14 protein-coding genes are annotated in these 20,247 nt (G+C 66.8%); 11 read left to right on the top strand and 3 right to left on the bottom strand.

What is annotated here, in order from left to right:
- The 4 genes from fdhD (at position 1) to CPBF1521_RS14490 (ending at position 6,135) form a co-directional block, all read left to right on the top strand.
- Positions 1–846 (top strand): formate dehydrogenase accessory sulfurtransferase FdhD, encoded by an 846-nt coding sequence (fdhD, locus tag CPBF1521_RS14510; RefSeq protein WP_115677442.1) that lies wholly within the window; start codon positions 1–3, stop codon positions 844–846.
- The gene (locus tag CPBF1521_RS14505) at positions 843–3,191 is read left to right on the top strand and encodes an FdhF/YdeP family oxidoreductase (protein WP_115677441.1); all 2,349 of its coding nucleotides are present in this window, start codon (positions 843–845) and stop codon (positions 3,189–3,191) included. Before fdhD ends, CPBF1521_RS14505 begins: the two co-directional genes overlap by 4 nt.
- Positions 3,181–3,459: a hypothetical protein gene (locus CPBF1521_RS14500; protein WP_166762180.1), complete on the top strand. Its 279-nt coding sequence runs from the start codon at positions 3,181–3,183 to the stop codon at positions 3,457–3,459. The genes CPBF1521_RS14505 and CPBF1521_RS14500 overlap by 11 nt, the downstream gene beginning before the upstream one ends.
- Positions 3,460–4,830: 1,371 nt before the next feature.
- A complete protein-coding gene (locus CPBF1521_RS14490) occupies positions 4,831–6,135 on the top strand; it encodes an MFS transporter (protein WP_115677439.1) in 1,305 nt (434 codons plus the stop codon).
- Positions 6,136–6,162: 27 nt separating this feature from the next.
- On the opposite strand, the gene CPBF1521_RS14485 is transcribed toward CPBF1521_RS14490, so the two are convergent.
- The 3 genes from CPBF1521_RS14485 to CPBF1521_RS14475 form a co-directional block, all read right to left on the bottom strand.
- Complete coding sequence (locus tag CPBF1521_RS14485) at positions 6,163–7,461, bottom strand: diguanylate cyclase (RefSeq protein ID WP_047125193.1); 1,299 nt, start codon at positions 7,459–7,461, stop codon at positions 6,163–6,165.
- A 96-nt stretch (positions 7,462–7,557) separates the two neighbouring features.
- On the bottom strand, positions 7,558–8,874 hold the full coding sequence (locus CPBF1521_RS14480) for an NAD(P)/FAD-dependent oxidoreductase (protein ID WP_115677438.1): 1,317 nt from the start codon (positions 8,872–8,874) through the stop codon (positions 7,558–7,560).
- Complete coding sequence (locus CPBF1521_RS14475) at positions 8,874–10,253, bottom strand: glutamine synthetase family protein (RefSeq protein ID WP_115677437.1); 1,380 nt, start codon at positions 10,251–10,253, stop codon at positions 8,874–8,876. Before CPBF1521_RS14475 ends, CPBF1521_RS14480 begins: the two co-directional genes overlap by 1 nt.
- 288 nt (positions 10,254–10,541) lie before the next feature.
- On the opposite strand from CPBF1521_RS14475, the gene CPBF1521_RS14470 reads away from it, so the two are divergent.
- From CPBF1521_RS14470 to CPBF1521_RS14440, 7 genes are all read left to right on the top strand, one after another.
- A complete protein-coding gene (locus CPBF1521_RS14470; RefSeq protein ID WP_115677436.1) occupies positions 10,542–11,297 on the top strand; it encodes a gamma-glutamyl-gamma-aminobutyrate hydrolase family protein in 756 nt (251 codons plus the stop codon).
- Positions 11,298–11,303: 6 nt separating this feature from the next.
- On the top strand, positions 11,304–12,689 hold the full coding sequence (locus CPBF1521_RS14465; protein WP_104582144.1) for a glutamine synthetase family protein: 1,386 nt from the start codon (positions 11,304–11,306) through the stop codon (positions 12,687–12,689).
- Between the two features lie 201 nt (positions 12,690–12,890).
- Positions 12,891–14,267 carry an aspartate aminotransferase family protein gene (locus tag CPBF1521_RS14460; protein WP_115677721.1) on the top strand — a complete coding sequence of 459 codons (1,377 nt, stop codon included), beginning with the start codon at positions 12,891–12,893 and terminating at the stop codon, positions 14,265–14,267.
- A gap of 212 nt (positions 14,268–14,479) precedes the next feature.
- Positions 14,480–15,595 carry a polyamine ABC transporter substrate-binding protein gene (locus tag CPBF1521_RS14455; protein ID WP_115677435.1) on the top strand — a complete coding sequence of 372 codons (1,116 nt, stop codon included), beginning with the start codon at positions 14,480–14,482 and terminating at the stop codon, positions 15,593–15,595.
- A 192-nt stretch (positions 15,596–15,787) separates the two neighbouring features.
- The gene (locus CPBF1521_RS14450) at positions 15,788–16,990 is read left to right on the top strand and encodes an HlyD family secretion protein (protein ID WP_104649074.1); all 1,203 of its coding nucleotides are present in this window, start codon (positions 15,788–15,790) and stop codon (positions 16,988–16,990) included.
- Positions 16,987–18,573: an MDR family MFS transporter gene (locus CPBF1521_RS14445; protein ID WP_104582146.1), complete on the top strand. Its 1,587-nt coding sequence runs from the start codon at positions 16,987–16,989 to the stop codon at positions 18,571–18,573. Before CPBF1521_RS14450 ends, CPBF1521_RS14445 begins: the two co-directional genes overlap by 4 nt.
- 4 nt (positions 18,574–18,577) lie before the next feature.
- Complete coding sequence (locus CPBF1521_RS14440) at positions 18,578–20,068, top strand: efflux transporter outer membrane subunit (RefSeq protein WP_181901243.1); 1,491 nt, start codon at positions 18,578–18,580, stop codon at positions 20,066–20,068.
- The last annotated feature ends 179 nt before the right edge of the window (positions 20,069–20,247 follow it).

Below are 20,247 nucleotides of genomic sequence, written 5' to 3'. Positions count from 1 at the left end.
ATGACCACTTCGTCTTCCCGTTCCGTGCGCGCCGGCAGTGTGGTGCGCACGGTCGTCCGCCACCGCGGCGGCCGCAACGCCACGGTGCAGGACATGGTGGCGGCCGAAATGCCGGTCGCCTTCCACTACAACGGCGTGCCGTTCGCGGTGATGATGGCCACGCCGGAGGACCTGGAGGATTTCGCACTCGGGTTCTCGCTGAGCGAAGGCATCGTCGAGCACCCGCAGGACTTGCGGGTGACGGCGGTGGAGACGTTCCTGGAGGGCGCCTCGCTGCAGATCGAGATTCCGCCCGGGCGTGCCGCCGCGCTGGACCAGCGGCGGCGCAACCTGGACGGGCGCAGCGGTTGCGGGGTATGCGGCAACGAATCGATCGAAGCGGTGCTGCGTGTGCCACCGGTGCTGCAGTCCGCGCTGCAGATCGATGTGCAGACCCTGGCGCGGGCACTGGATGCGCTGCATGCGCAGCAGCCGATCGCCGCACAGACCGGCGCGGTGCATGCCGCCGGCTGGGCCGATGCGCAGGGTGTGGTGCGTTACGTGCGCGAGGATGTCGGCCGGCATAACGCGCTCGACAAGTTGATCGGTGCCCTGGCGCGCGCGCGCGTGGATGCATCGCATGGGTTTGCGGTGGTGACCAGCCGCGCCAGTTACGAAATGGCCATGAAAGCCGCGCAGGCCCGGATCCCGCTGCTCGCAGCGATTTCGGCACCGACCGCGCTGGCGATCAGCCTGGCCGACAGTGCGGGACTGACCCTGATCGGGTTTGCCCGCAATCACGATTGTGTCGTTTACAGCCATCCGCAGCGCCTGGACTTGGGCGTCGCCGTGGGAGAACCCGCATGAGCAAGAAGACCATCCAGCAATACGACAATCCCGCTGGCGGCTGGGGCGCACTGCGCTCGGTGGCCAAGCACCTGATGGAACAGGACATCGCGGTGCAGGGCGCCAAGACGCTGCTGCATGCCAACCAGCCGGACGGTTTCGACTGCCCCGGCTGTGCCTGGCCCGACCGCGACCACACCTCCACCTTCGAGTTCTGCGAGAACGGCGCCAAGGCCGTTGCCGCCGAATCCACCGCGCGCCGCGCCGGGCCGGAGCTGTTTGCCTCGCACAGCGTCAGCCTGTTGTCGCAATACAGCGACTACTGGCTGGAAGGGCAGGGCCGGCTGACCCAGCCGATGCGTTACGACGCCGCCACCGATCACTACGTGCCGGTAAGCTGGGACGCGGCGTTTGCGCAGATTGCCGGGCACCTCAACGGGCTGGCATCGCCGGACGAGGCGATCTTCTACACCTCCGGGCGCACCAGCAACGAAGCGGCCTTCCTGTATCAGTTGTTCGTGCGCGAGTTCGGCACCAACAACTTCCCGGACTGCTCGAACATGTGCCACGAGCCGTCCGGTACTGCGCTGCGTTCGCAGATCGGCGTGGGCAAGGGCACGGTGTCGCTGCACGACTTTGAACTGGCCGATGCGATCTTCATCTTCGGCCAGAACCCGGGCACCAATCACCCGCGCATGCTCGGCGAGTTGCGCCAGGCCTCCAAGCGCGGCGCGGCGATCGCAGCATTCAATCCGTTGCGCGAGCGCGGGCTGGAAAAGTTCGCCGACCCGCAGGACAAGCTGGAGATGCTGCACAACGGCTCCACCCGCATCGCCTCGGATTATTTCCAGCTCAAGATCGGCGGCGACCTGGCCGCGGTCAAGGGCATCATCAAGCATGTGCTCGAGCGCGACGCGCAGGCCCAGCGCGATGGCACGCCGCGTTTGCTGGATCTGGAATTCATCCACGCCCACACCGCCAATTTCGAGGCCTTCGCCGCCGAGGTGCATGGCGAATCCTGGGACACCATCATCGAAGAGTCCGGGCTGGACGAGGCCGCGCTGCGCAAGGCCGGCGAGCTCTATCTCAATGCCGAGCGCGTGATTGCCTGCTGGGGCATGGGCATCACCCAGCACAAGCACTCGGTGGCCACCATCCACATGATCACCAACCTGCTGTTGCTGCGCGGCCATCTGGGCCGGCCGGGCGCGGGCGTGTGCCCGGTGCGCGGGCACAGCAACGTGCAGGGCGACCGCACGATGATGATCTACGAAAAACCGCCGGCCGCCTTCCTGGACAAGCTGCAGACGCTGTTCGGGTTTGCGCCGCCGCGCGAAGACGGGTTCGACACCGTTGGTGCGATCGAAGCGATGCTGGACGGGCGCGGCAAGGTGTTCTTCGCGATGGGCGGCAACTTTGCCGCGGCCACGCCGGATACCGACGCCACGCACCGCGCGCTGCGCAACTGCGAACTCACCGTGCATGTGACCACCAAGCTCAATCGCAGCCATCTGGTGCATGGCCGCGATGCGCTGATCCTGCCATGCCTGGGCCGTACCGAAATCGACATCCAGGACGCCGGCCCGCAAGGCGTGACGGTGGAGGATTCGATGAGCATGGTGCACCTGTCGGCCGGCATCAACCCGCCGGCCTCGCCGGACCTGCTGTCCGAGCCGGCGATCGTGGCACGCCTGGCCGAGGCAACGCTGGGCGCGCGCAGCGCGATCCGCTGGCGCTGGCTGGTGGGCGACTACGACCGCGTACGCGATCTGATCGCACAGGTCTTCCCGGATTTTGCCGACTTCAACCAGCGCGTGCGCGTGCCGGGCGGTTTCCGTCTGTCCAACACCGCGCGTGATCGCCAGTGGGTGACGCCCGAGAAGCGCGCGGTGTTCAAGCCACACGCGGTGCCGACCGACAACCCGATCCACCGCGCACGCCGCAGCCACACCGGGCAGATGGTGTTTACGCTGGCCACCACGCGCTCGCACGATCAATACAACACCACCATCTATGGGCTGGACGACCGCTACCGCGGCGTGTTCGGCGAGCGCCGCGTGCTTTTCATCAATGGCGCGGACATCGCGGCATTGAACATGAAGGCCGGCGACTGGGTGGATCTGGAGAGCCTGTGCGAGGACGGTGTGCATCGTGAGGCACGCCGCTTCCTGCTGGTGGACTACAACATCCCGCGCGGCTGCCTGGCAGCGTACTACCCGGAAACCAACGCATTGGTGCCGCTGTCCAGCTTCGCCGACGAAGCGCGTACGCCCACCTCCAAGTCGATTCCGGTCATCGTGCTGCCGCACCGCGTAGAAACCGCCGATGCGGCGCCGCGCGACATCGGAGCGGTGCTTGTCCGCTGATCCACAGCTCACCGCGCAGTTGCTTGTTGCGTTGGCCGACACGCCGGAGGGCGTGTCGCTGGCCCGGTTGTGCAAGCAGCTGGGCGTGCGCATGAGCGTCCTGCTGCGCACCCTGGCGTGGTTGGGCAGCGCCAGCCTGGACGGTCACCCCGGTCCGGGCTGGATCCAGGTGGAAGCGCGCGGCGAGCGCCAATTCGCGGTGCTGACGGATGCCGGGCGCGCTGCGCATGCGCAGCGTGCAATGGCACAGGCGCCGCACGGCGACTGAGCAACTTGCTGGTACTTCCCGGCTGAGGAAAGCGGGAGACTGAAACCTCTTCACCTGCAAGGGAAGCTTGATCAGACGCAACCTGATCCGAACAACGCAGGCCATGCTTTGCTTGCAGCCAAACACACCGAGTGTCTCGACAGGTCCTTGCCCGCTCACCGTCGCGGGACCTTACGCGGCATGGATGCCGCGTAAGAGCCTACACGGACGTACTTGCGGCGTGTCCTGCGATGGTGGGCGGGCAAGGGCCCTGCAGCACACCCGCAGCGTTGAGGGCGCGATGCCCTCACCGCTTGCGGGATACGCCGTGAATCCATCCGTGGAGGCTCGGTGGCGACATCCATGCCGCCACACGGTCCCGCAACCGGCGAGGGCACCGCGCCAGACAATTGGTCGGCGCTCGTCTGAAAGCTGTCTGTAATGCGGCGTGCATCAGACGTGCATCCGATGCTTCATGATCGAACGAGACGCATCCAGCACCGCTCTCATCATGCACACCGACCATCTCGACAGGTCCTTGTCCGCTCACCGTCGCGGGACCTTACGCGGCATGGATGCCGCGTAAGAGCCTACACGGACGTACTTGCGGCGTGTCCTACGAGGGTGGGCGGGCAAGGGCCCTGCAGCACACTCGCAGCGTCGAGCCCCCAGGAGGTGCCCACCGCGTGCGGGACACGCCGTGAACCCGTCCTGGGGGCTCGGTGGCGGCATCCATGCCGCCACACGGTCCCGCAACCGGCGAGGACACCGCACCAGACAGTTGGTCGGCGCTCGTTTGAAGAGCTATCTGTCGCGCGGTGCGCATCAGACGTGGAGGCGATGCTTCACGATCGAACAAGGCGCACCCAGCACTGCTCTACGTGACGTACCGACCACCTCGACTGGTCCTTGCCGGCCCACCGTCGCGGGACCCTGAGCGGCATGGATGCCGCGCCAGAGCCTACATGGACGTACTTGCGGCGTGTCACGCGATGGTGGGCCGGTAAGGGCCTTGCAGCCAAATAGCTGACCAACCGCTCTGTCAGTGATCTATCCGCATTGTCTGACGACCACCCTAAAATAAGCGGAATTTCGGGAGTTAGCGATATACCCAGAGCGGACTTGCGGCGTGTCCTGCCGTGGCGAGCAGACAAGAGCTCTACAGCCAAGTCGCAGACCCGCCGCTCTGCAACCGACGCATTTTCGGCGCGATCAATCCTCGGTGAAGAGAACGCGCCGCGCGCTGTCGGTCACTGCCAGAACTGAGGCTGACATGGCCCACCTGGGCCGGAGGTCACGGCTGTAACTTTTTGCCCACCGGTGGGCCTGCGCAAACCGTTGCTGCAATCTGCCAGAATCGGCTGTCCCGTCTTGTCTGGAAGCCGATCAACGATGACTGCTGCTGCGCCGCTTGCTGCTCCCATCAATTCGCCTGCGCGCGTGCTGTTCGCCAGTCTGATCGGCACCACGATCGAGTTTTTCGATTTCTATATCTACGCCACCGCCGCGGTGCTGGTGTTTCCCACCCTGTTCTTTCCGGCCGGCGACGGCAGCGCGGCGATGCTGCAGTCGCTGGCGACGTTTGCAGTGGCCTTCGTCGCGCGGCCGGTGGGCTCGGCGGTGTTCGGCCACTTCGGCGACCGGATCGGGCGCAAGGCCACCCTGGTGGCGGCGCTGCTGACGATGGGCCTGTCCACCGTGGCGATCGGCTTGCTGCCCAGCTACGCCCAGATCGGCGTGTTCGCCCCAGCGCTGCTGGCCTTGTGTCGCTTCGGCCAGGGCCTGGGTCTGGGGGGCGAGTGGGGCGGGGCCGTGCTGCTTGCCACCGAAAATGCACCGCCGGGCAAGCGCGTGTGGTACGGCATGTTTCCGCAGTTGGGTGCGCCACTGGGCTTTCTGCTGTCCACCGGCACCTTTCTCGGCATGGGCGCGGTGCTCGACGATGCGCAGTTCATGCAATGGGGCTGGCGGGTGCCGTTCCTGGCCAGCGCGCTGTTGGTGCTGACCGGTCTGTGGGTGCGCCTGAGCATCACCGAGACGCCGGATTTCCAGAAGGCCCTGGACCACAAGACACGTGTGCGCCTGCCCTTGGGCACGGTGATCTCGCAGCACTGGTCGGCGCTGATCATCGGCACGCTGGGCGCGTTCGCCACCTTCGTGCTGTTCTATCTGATGACGGTGTTCGCGCTGGGCTATGGCACAAAGACCCTGGGCTACGACAAGGAGCAATTCCTGTTGTTGCAGATGGCCGGCATCGTGTTTTTCGCGATCGGCATCCCGCTCTCGGCCAGGTTTGGCGACCGGCATGGTGCGCCGCTGGCGATGATGCTGGCCAGTGTTGCGATCATTGCGTTCGGGTTGGCATTCGCGCCGCTGTTCCAGGCCAATCACCCGCTGCAGGTACTGGCATTTCTGGGGCTGGGCTTCTTCTTCATGGGCCTGACCTACGGCCCCTGCGGCACGTTACTGGCCGAGCTGTATCCCACCGAGGTGCGCTACACCGGTGCCTCGCTGTCGTTCAACCTGGCCAGCATTCTCGGTGCGGCGCCGGCGCCGTACGTGGCCACGCAGCTGGCCGCACGCTTCGGCGTGCAGGCGGTGGGGCAGTATCTGGGCGGCGCTGCGGTACTGAGCCTGGTGGCGTTGATGGCCGCACGTGCGATGCGGCGCCGTTCGGCATCGGCGATTTCGACCTAGCCAGCGCGGCAGCGGAGCCGACGCGTCTCAGCTGGCCAGGCGCACCTGGTTACGGCCGCCGGCCTTGGCCAGGTACAGGTATTTGTCCGCTTCGCCCAGCAGGTGGTGCAGCGACTGGCCGTCTTCGGTGGCGATGCACACGCCGATGCTCACCGTCATGCTGAGGGTTTCATTGCCGATTCGCACGCGCAGCGCGCTGATGCGCTCGCGCAGGGTTTCGAAGTAACTGGTGGCGTTGGCGGCATCCAGCCCCGGCACCAGCAGGCAGAATTCCTCGCCGCCGAAACGTGCCACCAGATCCTGCGGCCGCGCATGGCTGGAGACCGATGCGGCCACCGCCCGCAGCGCCTGGTCGCCGGCTTCGTGGCCCCAGGTGTCGTTGATGTGCTTGAAGTGGTCGATGTCCAGCATCGCCGCGGTGACCGTCTGCTCCTGCGACAGCAGGGTGGGGATCACCCGCTGGCTCTGTTCCAGGAAATAGCGCCGGTTGGGCAGGCCGGTGAGGAAGTCGCGGGTGGCCAGGTCCTGCAGCGTGCCGATCAGTTCCAGCTGGTCCACATTCTGCGATACGCGGCAGAAGAATTCTTCGCGCGAGAACGGCTTGCGCAGGAAGTCGTTGGCGCCATTTTTCAGGAAGCGCGGAATCAGCGACGAATCGCTGTTGCCGGAGATGCCGATCACCGCGACCTTGTCGCGCGAACGGATCGCGCGCAGCCGGCGGGTGAACTCCACCCCTTCCATACCGGGCATTTCCTGGTCGACGATGGTCAGGCGGATACCGGGATCGCGCTCGATCGCCTGCAGGCCGGCCGCACCGTCGGCCGCCAGCACCACGCGGTAGCCGTACATGGACAACAACGCGGCTGCATAGGTCCGTGCAGACAGGGAATCGTCCACCACCAGCGCCGCGATGCGGCGGTTGCGTTCCAGGCGCTGCACCAGCCAGGCCAGATACTCGATGCTGCCGGGCGCGTTCTTGAGCACGTAATCGATGATCTGCTGCTGCAGCACGCGCTGGCGCAGGTCCTCGTCATAGACGCCGCTGACCACCACGGTGGGCAGTTTGCGCGAAAGGAAAAATTCCACGACCTTGTCGCGGTCGCCGTCCACCAGCACCAGGCCGGTCAGAACCAGAAACCAACCGTCTTCTTCATCCAGTACGCGGGCCGCTTCCGCCAGGGTCGACACGACCGTGACCGGCAGTTCCACACGTTGCTCGATGGCTTCGCGCAGCATGCTGGTGAAGGTGCGCGAGTTCTCCACCAGCAACACGCGTTGCGGCAGGACTGCGCTTTCGCTATTGCGATGTAGGGTACCTGGGGACATCGGCTGGCCGTGCGGATCGAACCGTCCTACCGGCTAACGGCCCGGTTCGCCAAAACTTGAGCGCCGCGTCTCAAAGTGCCCAAGATCGCGCCCCTCTCACCACAATGCATCGCGCAGCCGGTACCAGCTCATCGCGGCCACCAGCAGCGGGGTACGCAGCAGGCGCCCACCGGGGAAGGGCCGATGCGGAATGCGCGCGAACACGTCCAGCCGTTGGCTCTGGCCGGCGATGGCCTCGGCGATGACCTGGCCGGCCAGCCCGGTGGCGGCGACGCCATGCCCGGAGAATCCCTGGGCGAAATACACGTTGGACCCCAGCCGTCCCCAGTGCGGGGCGCGATTGCGCGAGATGTCCACGTAACCGCCCCACAGCGTTTCCAGCGGCACGTCGTGCAGTTGCGGAAAGACCGTGTGCATGCGCCGGGTCATCAACCGATCCAGCCCGGGGGGCGGGCGCGATGAGTAGCTGGCGCGTCCGCCGAACAGCAGCCGGTGGTCGGCGCTGAGCCGGTAATAATCCAGTGCCCAGTTGGTGTCGGCGACCGCCATGTCGTTGGCGATCAGGGCGCGCGCGCGGGCTGCGCCCAGCGGCGGCGTCGCGCCGACATAGGTGCCGACCGGCATGATGTGGCGTTCCAGCGTTGTGGAAATGCCCTGCAGCAGGGCGTTTCCGGCGATCACCCCGAAGTCGGCGCTGACGCTGCCCTGGTTGGTCTGCATCGTCACGCGCGCGCCATGTTCCATGCGGGACACCGCCGAGGCCTCGTGGATGCGCACGCCGGCCGCCAGCGCTGCGCGTGCCAGGCCCAGTGCGTAGGCCAGCGGATGCAGATGGCCGCTGGCCGGGTCGAACATCGCGCCCAGGTAGAGCGGGCTGTCGAGCACCTGCCGGGTACGCGCGCGGTCCCACCATTCCAGCGGGTAGTCATAGCGCTCGGCCATCCGCACGATGCCGTGCTGCAGGGCCTGCACCTGGCGCGGTTTCAGCGGCACATGGGCGTGACCGTCGCGCCAGTCGCAGGCGATGGCATAACGCGCGATGCGCGCGCGCAGCAGGCGCATGCCGTCGCGCGAGAAGTCGAACAGCAGCCGCGCGTCGGTATCGCCGACCAGCGCTTCCAGCGTGTCCTGCTCGCAGCCGTAGCCGACGATGGCCTGGCCGCCGTTGCGACCGGAGGCGCCCCAGCCGATGCGCCTGGCTTCCAGCACGATGACGGAGTAGCCGGCCTCGGCCAGGGCGAGCGCGGCGGTGAGGCCGGTATAGCCGGCGCCGAGGATGCAGACATCGGCACGTGCGGCGCCCTGCAGGCGCGGTTGTTCCGGCAAGGGCGGCGTACTGCGCGCGTACCAGCTGTCGGGATAGCCATTGCCCGGCGGATCGGCAGGCGGCAGGGGCGTACCCGGGCCGTCCATCAGACGGTTCGCAGATACCGGGCGTAGTCCAGATCCGGCACCAGCGCCTGGTAGTCGAGCAGCTCGCGCTGTTTCTGCTGGCCGAATACATGCTGGAACTGGCTGCCGAACTGCGCGCCGACGAAGTCGCTGGCGCCGAATGCATCCACTGCGCCCTGCCAGGTGCGCGGCCGGAACACCGATTGCGCATAGGCATTGCCGGTGACTGGCTCGGTGGGCTCGCCGGGGTGTTGCAGGCCGTCCAGCATGGCGGCAAGCACGGCGGCGGCGGCCAGGTACGGGTTGGCATCGGCGCCGGCGATGCGGTGTTCGATGCGGGTGTTGCGTGCATCGCTGTGCGGGATGCGCAGCGCCACGGTGCGGTTGTTGAAGCCCCAGCTTGCATCCAGTGGCACGAAGGCGTTGCTGACGAACCTGCGGTAACTGTTGGCGTGCGGTGCGAACATCAGCAACGAGGCCTCCGCGTGCCGTTGCAGGCCGGCGATGGCATGGCGCAGGCGGTCGGCAGGTGCAGCGACGCTGCCGGCAAACACGTTGTGCCCGTCGGCATCGAGCAGGCTCACGTGCAGGTGCAGGCCGCTGCCGGCCTGGCCGGGAAACGGCTTGGCCATGAAGCTCGCGAGCTTGCCCTGCTGCTGCGCAATCGCCTTGATGGTGCGCTTGAGCAGGAGTGCCTCGTCGCAGGCGGCCACCGCATCGGCACGATGCTGCAGGTTGATTTCGAACTGGCCGGGCGCGTATTCGGCCACGGCGGTGTCGGCCGGGATGCCTTGCTGCCGGCAGGCGGCGGTGACCGCGTCGGTGAACGTGCGCTGGTCGTCCAGGTCCTGCAGCGAATACACCTGGGTACTGTCGCTGCGCGCACCGGTCTGCGGGTCGCGCGGTGTTTGCGGACGCCCCTGTGCATCGGGCACTGCATCGAACAGGTAGAACTCCAGTTCCACTGCAATCACCGGTGTCAGGCCGAGCGCGGCGAAGCCGTGCAGCACGCGCTGCAGGACCGCACGCGGTGCAACCTCGAACACGCTGCCGTCCGGCTGATGCATCGCCAGCAGCAGCTGTGCCATCGGCCGCGGTGCCCACGGCACCGGGCGCAGCGAGCCTGCAATGGGCCGGCAGATGCGATCGGCATCGCCGATGGCATAGCCCAGCCCGGTTTCTTCGACGGTATTGCCGGTGATGTCGGTGGCGATCAGCGACATCGGCAGGCACACCCCATCGCGATAGATCTTGCCCAGGACCTCGGCTGTCACGCGTTTGCCACGCAGCACGCCATTGGTGTCGGGCAACAGCAGGTCGACCGCCTCGCAGCCATCGATCCGCGCCAGCGTGGCGGCATCGGTGGCGGGCAAGCACGCGACGGAGTTCTCGGAAACCATGGGGCACCACCTGCAGGGTCGCTGCCCAGACTAGCAAAGCGCACGTGATCTTTCGCAATCGTGCGCGTGCCGGCCCTGGCAATGCCGCTGGCTGCGCGGTAAGTTCGCAGGCATCCACGACACACCCTCAACCCGTGGCGAAGACACGCTGACGTTGCGTTGCGATCGGACGCATGCAATGCCGCGCACGATTGCAAACACGCGCCACCCTGTGGCCAGCACATTGCCAGCGCCTGCCTGACGGTGAGCGCACCCGTTTCCCTGCCGCGTACAACCGGAATATCCAGCATGGCTGTCGTTCCCCTGGTCGGGTTGCCGACCGATCGCATCCAGCAAGGGCCGCATCCGTTTCTGGCCACCGGCGAAAAATACATCCGCGCGGTGGTGGACGCGGCCGGCGCAATGCCGGTGCTGTTGCCGAGCCTGCAGCCGGCGCTGGATGCGGGCGTCTGGCTGGATCGCCTGGATGGCCTGTTGCTGACCGGCGCGGTGAGCAATGTGGAGCCGCATCACTACAGCGACGAGCCGAGCTGGGAGGGCAATCCGCACGACCCGGCGCGCGATGCCACCAGCCTCGGGCTGATCCCGCAGGCACTGGCGCGCGGCCTGCCGGTGCTGGCGATCTGCCGCGGGCTGCAGGAGGTCAACGTGGCGCTGGGCGGGCGCCTGCATCAGCGCGTGCATGAGGTGCCCGGTCTGGCCGATCACCGCGAGGACCGCGCCGCGCCGCTGGACACGCAGTACGGCCCGGCGCATCCGGTGCAGCTGCAGGCCGGCGGCCTGCTGGCCGGCATGAGCGACAGCGCGCAGGTGGCGGTGAACTCGCTGCACGGGCAGGGCATTGCGCGGCTGGCCGACGGCCTGCTGATCGAGGCGACCGCGCCGGATGGCCTGATAGAAGCCTTTCGCGGCCCCGGGCCGGGCTTCCTGCTGGCGGTGCAGTGGCACCCGGAGTGGCGTGTCACACAGCATCCGTTCTACCGTGCCATCTTCCAGGCCTTCGGCGAGGCCTGTCGCCAATATGCCGCCCGACGCGGTCAGTGAGGTTGCATGTCCATCCGCACACGTTCGCGCACGTCCACGCCCAAACAGCCCGAAAGCGCCCTGCGCCGCTGGCTCAAGGAGCGCCACATCACCGAGGTCGAGTGCCTGGTGCCGGACATCACCGGCAATGCACGCGGCAAGATCATTCCGGCCGACAAGTTCTCGCACGACTACGGCACCCGGCTGCCGGAAGGCATCTTCGCCACCACCGTTACCGGCGATTTCCCGGACGATTATTACGCGCTGACCTCGCCATCGGATTCGGACATGCATCTGCGCCCGGACGCGTCCACCGTGCGCATGGTGCCGTGGGCGGCCGATCCTACTGCGCAGGTTATCCACGATTGCTACACCAAGGATGGGCAGCCGCATGAGCTTGCCCCGCGCAATGTGCTGCGGCGCGTGCTGGAGGCGTATGCCGAAGCCAGGCTGCAACCGGTGGTGGCGCCGGAGCTGGAATTCTTCCTGGTGCAGAAGAACACCGATCCGGATTTCCCGTTGCTGCCACCGGCAGGGCGCTCGGGGCGTCCGGAGACGGCGCGGCAGTCGTATTCGATCGATGCGGTCAACGAGTTCGACCCGATCCTGGACCTGATGTACGACTACTGCGATGCGATGGAGCTGGACGTGGATACGCTGATCCACGAATCCGGCGCCGCGCAGCTGGAGGTCAACTTCACCCATGCCGATGCGCTCTCGCGCGCGGACCAGGTGTTCCTGTTCAAGCGCACCATGCGCGAGGCCGCGCTGCGGCATGGCGTCTATGCGACGTTCCTGGCCAAGCCGATGGAGACCGAGCCGGGCAGTGCGATGCACATCCACCAGAGCCTGCTGCATGCCGGCACCGGCAAGAACGTGTTCAGCGGCAAACGCGAGGGCGGCTTCAGCGACACCTTCGCGCATTATCTGGGTGGCCTGCAGAAGTACATTCCGATGGCGATGGGGCTGCTGGCGCCCAACGTCAATTCCTACCGGCGGCTGATGTTCGGCGAGGTCTCGCCGAGCAATGTGCTGTGGGGCTTCGACAATCGCACCTGCGGGCTGCGCGTGCCGATCGATGCACCACAGAACATGCGGGTGGAAAGCCGCTTTGCCGGCTCCGACGCCAACCCGTATCTGGCAATGGCGGCGACCCTGGCCTGCGGGTTGCTCGGCATCCGCGAGAAGCTCGAGCCGACCGCGCCGATCAGCAGCAACGGTAAGGAGCAGGGCTACGATCTGCCACGCTCGCTGGGCGAGGCACTGGACGGACTGGAGGGCTGCGAGGCCTTGCAGGACATGCTGGGGCAGCGCTTCGTGCGCGCCTATATCTCGGTGAAACGGAAGGAATACGAGACCTTCTTCCGGGTGATCAGTTCGTGGGAGCGCGAGTTCCTGTTGTTGAATGTGTAAGGCTTATGCGCGTCGCGCAGCGTGCCGCACCGTTCCCTTCTCCCACCGGGAGAAAGTGCCCGAAGGGCGGATGAGGGGAGGTTGTCTGGCAATGGCTCGAACCCACGTGCACTGCTGGCGTCCGACGCGTTCTGCGCCAGCTGCTTTTTATAACGCCACTGCATTCGCGCCACTGGCGTGAGCCACCTTCCGGAGCAAGCCGTGCACCCCACCGCGTTGAAAACCCTGCAGCAACTCGATGCCGCCCATCACCTGCATCCATTCAACGACAACGCGGCATTGGCCGAGCAGGGCACGCGCATCCTGACCCGCGGCGAGGGCGTGTATGTCTGGGACGCGCAGGGCAACAAGCTGCTGGATGCGTTCGGCGGCCTGTGGTGCGTGAATGTGGGCTACGGGCGCACCGAGCTGGCGCAGGCCGCAGCGCGGCAGATGGAACAGCTGGCCTACTACAACAGCTTCTTCCAGTGCACCACCGAGCCCACCATCCATCTGGCCGCCAAGCTGGCGGAGCTGGCGCCGGGCGATCTGAATCACGCGTTCTTCGCCAACTCCGGGTCGGAGGCCAACGACACCATCCTGCGCCTGGTGCGGCATTTCTGGGCGGTGCAGGGGCAGCCGGAAAAACGCATCTTCATCGGCCGTCACGACGGTTACCACGGCACCACCATGGCCGGTGCCAGCCTGGGTGGCATGAAAGGCATGCACAGGCAGGGCGGCTTGCCGATCCCGGATATCCACCACATCGCGCCGCCGTATCACTTCGGCGATGGCGGCGACATGGACCCCGAGGCCTACGGACTGCTGGCGGCACGTCGGCTGGAAGACCGGATTCTGCAGCTCGGGCCGGAACACGTAGCGGCGTTCATCGGCGAACCGATCATGGGCGCGATCGGGGTGTACATCCCGCCGCGCAGTTACTGGCCGGAAATCGAACGCATCTGCCGGCGCTACGACGTGCTGCTGGTGGCCGACGAGGTGATCTGCGGGTTCGGGCGTACCGGTGCCTGGTTCGGCGCGGAGTATTTCGGCTTCCAGCCCGACGTGATGACGCTGGCCAAGGGCATCACCTCCGGCTACATCCCGTTGGCAGCGGCAATGTTCAACGATCGCGTGGCCGGTGTGCTCAAGGCGCAGGGCGGCGAGTTGGCGCATGGCGGCACCTATGCGGGGCATCCGGTCTGCGCGGCGGTGGGGCTGGAGAACCTGCGCCTGCTGCAGGACGAGGGCATCGTGGAACGCGCGCGCACCCACATCGCACCGTATCTGGCGCAGCGCTGGGCCGAGCTGGGCGAACACCGGCTGGTGGGGGAGGCGCGTATCGCCGGGCTGGTCGGGGCACTGGAATTGGTGCCGGACAAACGCCGGCGCGGCGCCTACTTTCCCGAGCGCGGTCGGGTTGGCGCCCTGTGCCGTGATTTCGCGCTGCGGCGCGGGCTGATCCTGCGTGCCACCCATGACGCCATGCTGCTGTCGCCACCGTTGATCATCACCCGCGAACAGGTCGACGAACTGTTCGACAAGGCTTGGGCGGCGCTGGACGATACCGCGCAGGCGCTGGGCGTCGGCGCGGTGTAAGCCCTGCCGGCGCAGCTCCCGAGGCTGAAGGTCTCGCACGTATGTGCAAAGGACGGCGGGCCGGTGCGATTCCGGCATCGGCCGTGCCGCCTGCCGCAGCGCACGCGGGAATTCCGCACGCCACGCTGTGCAAACACAAACACCATGGGTAGGCTGGACCTCCGACCGGCCGTACACCGGCCCGCCCTGATCGCGCTGCCCTGGAGACCCGCATGACGCTGCGACTGCTCGCCCTGACGCTGTCCACCACCTTGCTGGCCGCCTGCGGTGGCCGCAATGCGCCCGGCGACGCCGAGGCGCAGGCCAAGGTGCTCAATGTCTACAATTATTCGGACTACATCGCCGAAGACACCATTCCCGCGTTCGAAAAGAGCACCGGCATCAAGGTCACCTACGACGTGTTCGACAGCGACGAGATGGTGGAAACCAAGCTGCTCGCCGGTGGCAGCGACTATGACGTGGTGGTGCCAACGCTGAACTTCTTCGGCCGGCAGATCCAGGCCGGCGTGTTCCTGCCGCTGGACAAGGGCAAGATCCCCAATCTGGCCAATCTGGACCCGGACATCATGCGGCGCATCGCCACGCAGGATCCGGGCAATGCCTATGGCGTGCCGTATATGATCGGCACCACCGGCATCGGCTACAACGTGGACAAGCTCAAGGCGATCTTCGGCAGCACCGAGGTCGCCAACAGCTGGGATCTGGTGTTCAAGCCGGAAAACCTGTCCAGATTGAAGGACTGCGGCGTGACCCTGCTGGACACGCCCTCGGACCTGATTCCGATCGCGCTCAACTACCTGGGCCTGGATCCGCACAGCAGCGCACCGGCCGACATCGAAAAGGCCGCCGCGCTGATCAAGACGATCCGCCCGTATGTGCAGAACTTTCATTCCAGCCAGTACGTGACCTCGCTGGCCAACGGCAACACCTGCCTGGCGGTGGGCTGGTCGGGCGACATCATCCAGGCGCGCGACCGCGCGGTGGAAGCCGGCAACGGCATCAAGGTGGCCTATGCGATCCCCAAGGAAGGCGCGCCGCAGTGGTTCGACATGCTGGCCATTCCCAAGGACGCCAAGCACCCGGACAACGCCTACGCCTTCATCAATTATCTGTTGAAGCCGGAGGTGGCCGCGGCCAACAGCAACTTCATCCACTACGCCAACCCGGTGCGCACCGCCACGCCGCTGGTGGACGCGGCGATCCGCAACGACCCCACCATCTACCCGCCGCCGGAGGTGACCGCCCGGATGTTCACCTATGCGATCAATCCGCCCGAGGTGGACCGGCTGTATACGCGGCTGTGGACCGAGATCAAGACCGGGCGCTGACAGCCGCCATCGCTGTCTTATTCCTGTAGGAGCGTCCGCCGGCGTCTGTCCGGAAGTCCGAGCGGACGCTGACTGCGGTCATCACGCAATCTGTACCGGGCGGTTCAAATAATTGTATGGTTGCGCCGCCTTCGCCGAACCGCTGATGCGGCCCGTCGCGCGCGCCTCGCCCACGACACAGGACACCCCACCTTGAGCAATCACGACCAGCAGTCCAACGATGGCCAGCCTTCGGGCACGGATGCGCAAGGCAGCGGCGCGCACGACGAGCAGGAGCCACCCAAGCCCTCGCCGTTGAAGAATCCCAAGGTCAAGTGGACGCTGATCGTGGTCGGGGTGCTGGTGGTGGTGCTGCTGGTGATCTGGCTGGCCTATTACCTGATCAAGGGCCGCTACATGCAGGACACGAACAACGCCTACCTGCAGGCCGATTCGGTCGCCGTGGCGCCGCGGGTCAGCGGCTACGTGACCAAGGTGATGGTGAGCGACAACCAGATCGTGGAGGCCGGCCAGCCGCTGCTGCAGATCGACGACCGTACCTACCAGGCCACGCTGCAGCAGGCCGAGGCCGCAATCGCCGCGCGCCAGGCCGATATCGCCGCTGCCACCGCCAATGTCTCCGCACAGGAGTCGGCGCTGGTGCAGGCACGTAGCCAGGTGAGCTCGGCAGCGGCAAGCCTGACGTTTGCCCAGGCCGAAGTGAAGCGCTTCGCGCCGTTGGCCGCCTCTGGCGCGGACACCCACGAACACCAGGAAAGCCTGCAGCACGAACTGCAACGCGCACGCGCGCAGTACCAGGCCGCGCAGGCGCAGGCCAAGGGTGCGCAAAGCCAGATCCTGGCCAGTAACGCGCAACTGGAACAGGCCCAGGCCGGCGTCAAGCAGGCCACTGCCGACGCCGACCAGGCCCGCGTGGCGGTGGAAGACACCTTGCTGACCAGCCGCATCCACGGCCGCGTCGGCGACAAGACCGTGCAGGTCGGCCAGTTCCTCGGGGCGGGTACCCGCACCATGACCATCGTGCCGCAGGAATCGCTGTACCTGATCGCCAACTTCAAGGAAACCCAGGTCGGGCTGATGCGTCCCGGTCAGCCGGCCGAAATCGAGGTCGATGCCTTGTCGGGCGTCACGCTGCACGGCAAGGTCGAGAGCCTGTCGCCGGGGACCGGCTCGCAGTTCGCACTGCTGCCGCCGGAAAATGCCACCGGCAACTTCACCAAGGTGGTGCAGCGCGTGCCGGTGCGCATCCGCGTGCTGGCCGGCGAGGAGGCGCGCAAGGTGCTGGTGCCGGGCATGTCGGTCGAGGTCACCGTGGACACGCGCTCGGCCAAGGACGCCAAGCAACGGGCCGAGGAGGAATCCGATCGCGTGCAGGCGCAGGAGCGCGCGCAGTGAGTGCAGCGGCAGCCACCGGCCCGCGTGCCGGCGGCAGCGCGCAACGCGAGAAGGCCGAGCCGGGCGCCTGGCTGGCGGTGCTGGCTGGCACCATCGGCTCGTTCATGGCGACGCTGGACATCTCCATCGTCAATGCGGCGCTGCCTACCATCCAGGGCGAGGTCGGCGCCAGCGGCACCGAAGGCACCTGGATCTCCACCGCGTATCTGGTGGCCGAGATCATCATGATCCCGCTGACCGGCTGGTTCGTGCGCACGCTGGGCCTGCGCAACTTCCTGCTGATCTGCGCGGTGATGTTCACCGCGTTTTCGGTGGTGTGCGGGCTGTCGACCTCGTTGACGATGATGATCATCGGCCGTGTGGGGCAGGGCCTGGCCGGTGGCGCGCTGATTCCCACCGCGCTGACCATCGTCGCCACGCGCCTGCCGCCCAGCCAGCAGACGATGGGCACCGCCCTGTTCGGCATGACCGTGATCATGGGCCCGGTGATCGGCCCGCTGCTCGGCGGCTGGCTCACCGAAAACGTCAGCTGGCACTACGCGTTCTTCATCAACGTACCGATCTGCGTCGGCCTGGTGGCCTTGCTGCTGCTCGGCCTCAAGCATGAGAAAGGCGATTGGGCCGGCCTGCTCAATGCCGACTGGCTGGGTATCTACGGCCTGACCGCCGGCCTGGGCGGGCTCACCGTGGTGCTGGAAGAAGGCCAGCGCGAACGCTGGTTCGAATCCAGCGAGATCAACACGCTGAGCGTGATCGCGCTCAGCGGATTCGCTGCACTGGTCGTGGGCCAGTTCCGCAAACGGCCGCCGGTGATCCACCTGTCACTGTTGCTGCATCGCAGTTTCGGCGCGGTGTTCGTGATGATCATGGCGGTGGGCATGATCCTGTTCGGCGTCATGTACATGATCCCGCAGTTCCTGGCGGTGATCTCCGGCTACAACACCGAGCAGGCCGGCTACGTGCTGCTGCTGTCGGGCCTGCCGACCGTGCTGCTGATGCCGATGATGCCCAAGCTGCTGGAGGTGGTGGACGTGCGCATCCTGGTGATCGCCGGGCTGATCTGTTTTGCCGCGGCCTGCTTTGCCAATCTGTCGCTGACCGCCGACACCGTCGGCATGCATTTTGTCGCCGGCCAGTTGTTGCAGGGCTGTGGCCTGGCGCTGGCGATGATGTCGCTGAACCAGGCGGCCATCTCCTCGGTGCCGCCGGAGCTGGCCGGCGATGCGTCCGGCCTGTTCAATGCCGGCCGCAACCTGGGCGGCTCGGTGGGGCTTGCGCTGATCTCCACCTTCCAGGAGCGCCGCATGACCTTCCATACCGAAACCATCGGCAGTGCGATCACTGCCAATTCCTCGCGCGCGCAGGATTTTCTTTCCGGCCTGACCGCGCAGATGCAGGGCAGCGCCGGCGGCGAGGCGGCCATTCGCTCGGTTGCGCAGCTGGCGCGCCTGGTGCAGCAGCAGGCCCTGGTGATGACCTATAGCGATCTGTTCTGGATCTTCGGCGTGATCGTGGTCTGCACGATTCCGCTGGCCTTTTTGCTCAAGCCGTTACCCAAGGGGGCGCACCTTGCAATGCACTGATTCCATGCGCCTGATCCGCATGCCGCTGGCCGCGGCGTTGAGCGTGGTCCTGCTCGGCGGCTGCATGCTGGGTCCCAACTACACCAAGGCGCCGGCAGTGGCCGATGCGGCGATGCAGGCGCCCGCATTGCATCGCGCCAGTGGCGCCGACGTGGTCGCTGCCGCGCCGCTGAATCACTGGTGGGAGGAGTTGCACGACCCGACCCTCACCCAGCTGGTCACCCAGGCCCTGGCCGACAGCCCCAACCTGCGCGCGGCGCAGGCGCGGCTGCGCGCCAACCGCGCACTGGCCAGCCAGCGCCGTGCCGAGCGCCTGCCCAAGCTCAATGCCAGCGCGGTGTATGTGTATGCCGAGCCGCCGCAGACCATCGTCGATACGCTGGGCGGCTTGCAGAATGGCCAGAACGGCCAGCCACCGGCCCAGGGCAGCGAGGCGCTGGATCTGGAAAAGACCCAGATCTACAGCGCCGGTTTCGATGCCAGCTGGGAGCTGGATTTCTTTGGCCGCCGCCGTCGCGCCGCCGAAGGCGCCCTGGCGCAGGCGCAGGCCTCGGAAGCCGAGCTGGCCGATGCGCAGGTGCAGCTGGCGGCCGAAGTGGGGCAGGTGTACCTCAACTACCGCGGCCTGCAGGCACGGCTGGCGATCGCCGATGTCAACCTGGACAAGATCGGGCAGACGCTGCGCCTGACTCAGCAGCGCCGCGCGCGTGGTGCGGCCTCGGACCTGCAGGTCGAGCAGATCGCCACGCAGGTGCAGCAACAGGAAGCGCAGCGCCTGCCGCTGGAGATGCAATCGCAGGAAGCGCTGGACCAGCTGGCGCTGATGGTGGGGCGCGCGCCCGGCGCGCTGGATGCGCAGTTGCGCGCGCCGCAGCCGTTGCCGATGCTACCCACGCAGGTGCGCGTGGACGATGCCGGCGCCCTGATCCGTCGCCGCCCCGATGTGCGCAAGGCCGAGCGCGAGCTGGCGGCCTCCAGCGCGCAGATCGGCGAGGCGTTGAATGGCTATTTCCCGCAAGTGACCTTGCTGGGCGGCCTGAGCTGGGTCGCCGGTTCGCCCAGCGATTTCAATTCCGACGCGTTGACCACGCTGGCGGTGCCGATGCTGCGCTGGTCGATCTTTGATTTTGGCAAGACCCGCGCGCAGGTGGAGCAGGCGCGTGCCGGCAATGCCGGCCGCGAGGCGGCCTACGAGGGTGCGGTGCTGGCGGCGTTGCAGGACGCCAACTCCGCGTTGTCGCGTTTCGGCTCGGCGCGCAAGCAACTGGTGGTGGCGCGGCAGGCCGAAGCCTCGGCCACGCGTTCGGCCGGGTTGATGCAGCAACGCCGCGATGCCGGTGCCACCTCGTCGATCGATCTGCTCGACGTGCAACGCCAGCAGCTGTCGGCGCAGGACGCTGCCGCACAGGCGCAGGTGCAGTTGCTGGTGAACTACGTCGCGCTGCAGAAGAGCCTGGGGCTGGGCTGGAGCGCGCCGGTGCAGGAGGCACGCTGATCGCGACCGGTCGCGGTGGGCATGGGCACGCTGGTCCTGGCAGGGTGCTGCCCTGCCGCTGCCGGCACCACCCTGCTGCGCTACCCGCGCTGGCAGGTGCGCATCAGACATGCCGGGTCGGCGTCAGCTGGTGGCAGAGCACGCGATCGAACTGAAGGGGACCGGTGCCGGCATTCGCA

The organism is Xanthomonas euroxanthea (genome assembly GCF_900476395.1).
Lineage (GTDB): Bacteria > Pseudomonadota > Gammaproteobacteria > Xanthomonadales > Xanthomonadaceae > Xanthomonas > Xanthomonas euroxanthea.
Note: the sequence above shows the minus strand (reverse complement) of the source record. Positions and strands in the feature narration are given on the sequence as shown.

What these genes read in the sequence shown, in the direction of transcription:
- CPBF1521_RS14480 (WP_115677438.1), bottom strand. Translation starts at nt 8,874, where the DNA reads ATGGACGGCCCGGGTACGCCCCTGCCGCCTGCCGATCCGCCGGGCAAT.
- CPBF1521_RS14440 (WP_181901243.1), top strand. Translation starts at nt 18,578, where the DNA reads ATGCGCCTGATCCGCATGCCGCTGGCCGCGGCGTTGAGCGTGGTCCTG.
- CPBF1521_RS14475 (WP_115677437.1), bottom strand. Translation starts at nt 10,253, where the DNA reads ATGGTTTCCGAGAACTCCGTCGCGTGCTTGCCCGCCACCGATGCCGCC.
- fdhD (WP_115677442.1), top strand. Translation starts at nt 1, where the DNA reads ATGACCACTTCGTCTTCCCGTTCCGTGCGCGCCGGCAGTGTGGTGCGC.
- CPBF1521_RS14470 (WP_115677436.1), top strand. Translation starts at nt 10,542, where the DNA reads ATGGCTGTCGTTCCCCTGGTCGGGTTGCCGACCGATCGCATCCAGCAA.
- CPBF1521_RS14505 (WP_115677441.1), top strand. Translation starts at nt 843, where the DNA reads ATGAGCAAGAAGACCATCCAGCAATACGACAATCCCGCTGGCGGCTGG.
- CPBF1521_RS14490 (WP_115677439.1), top strand. Translation starts at nt 4,831, where the DNA reads ATGACTGCTGCTGCGCCGCTTGCTGCTCCCATCAATTCGCCTGCGCGC.
- CPBF1521_RS14465 (WP_104582144.1), top strand. Translation starts at nt 11,304, where the DNA reads ATGTCCATCCGCACACGTTCGCGCACGTCCACGCCCAAACAGCCCGAA.
- CPBF1521_RS14455 (WP_115677435.1), top strand. Translation starts at nt 14,480, where the DNA reads ATGACGCTGCGACTGCTCGCCCTGACGCTGTCCACCACCTTGCTGGCC.
- CPBF1521_RS14485 (WP_047125193.1), bottom strand. Translation starts at nt 7,461, where the DNA reads ATGTCCCCAGGTACCCTACATCGCAATAGCGAAAGCGCAGTCCTGCCG.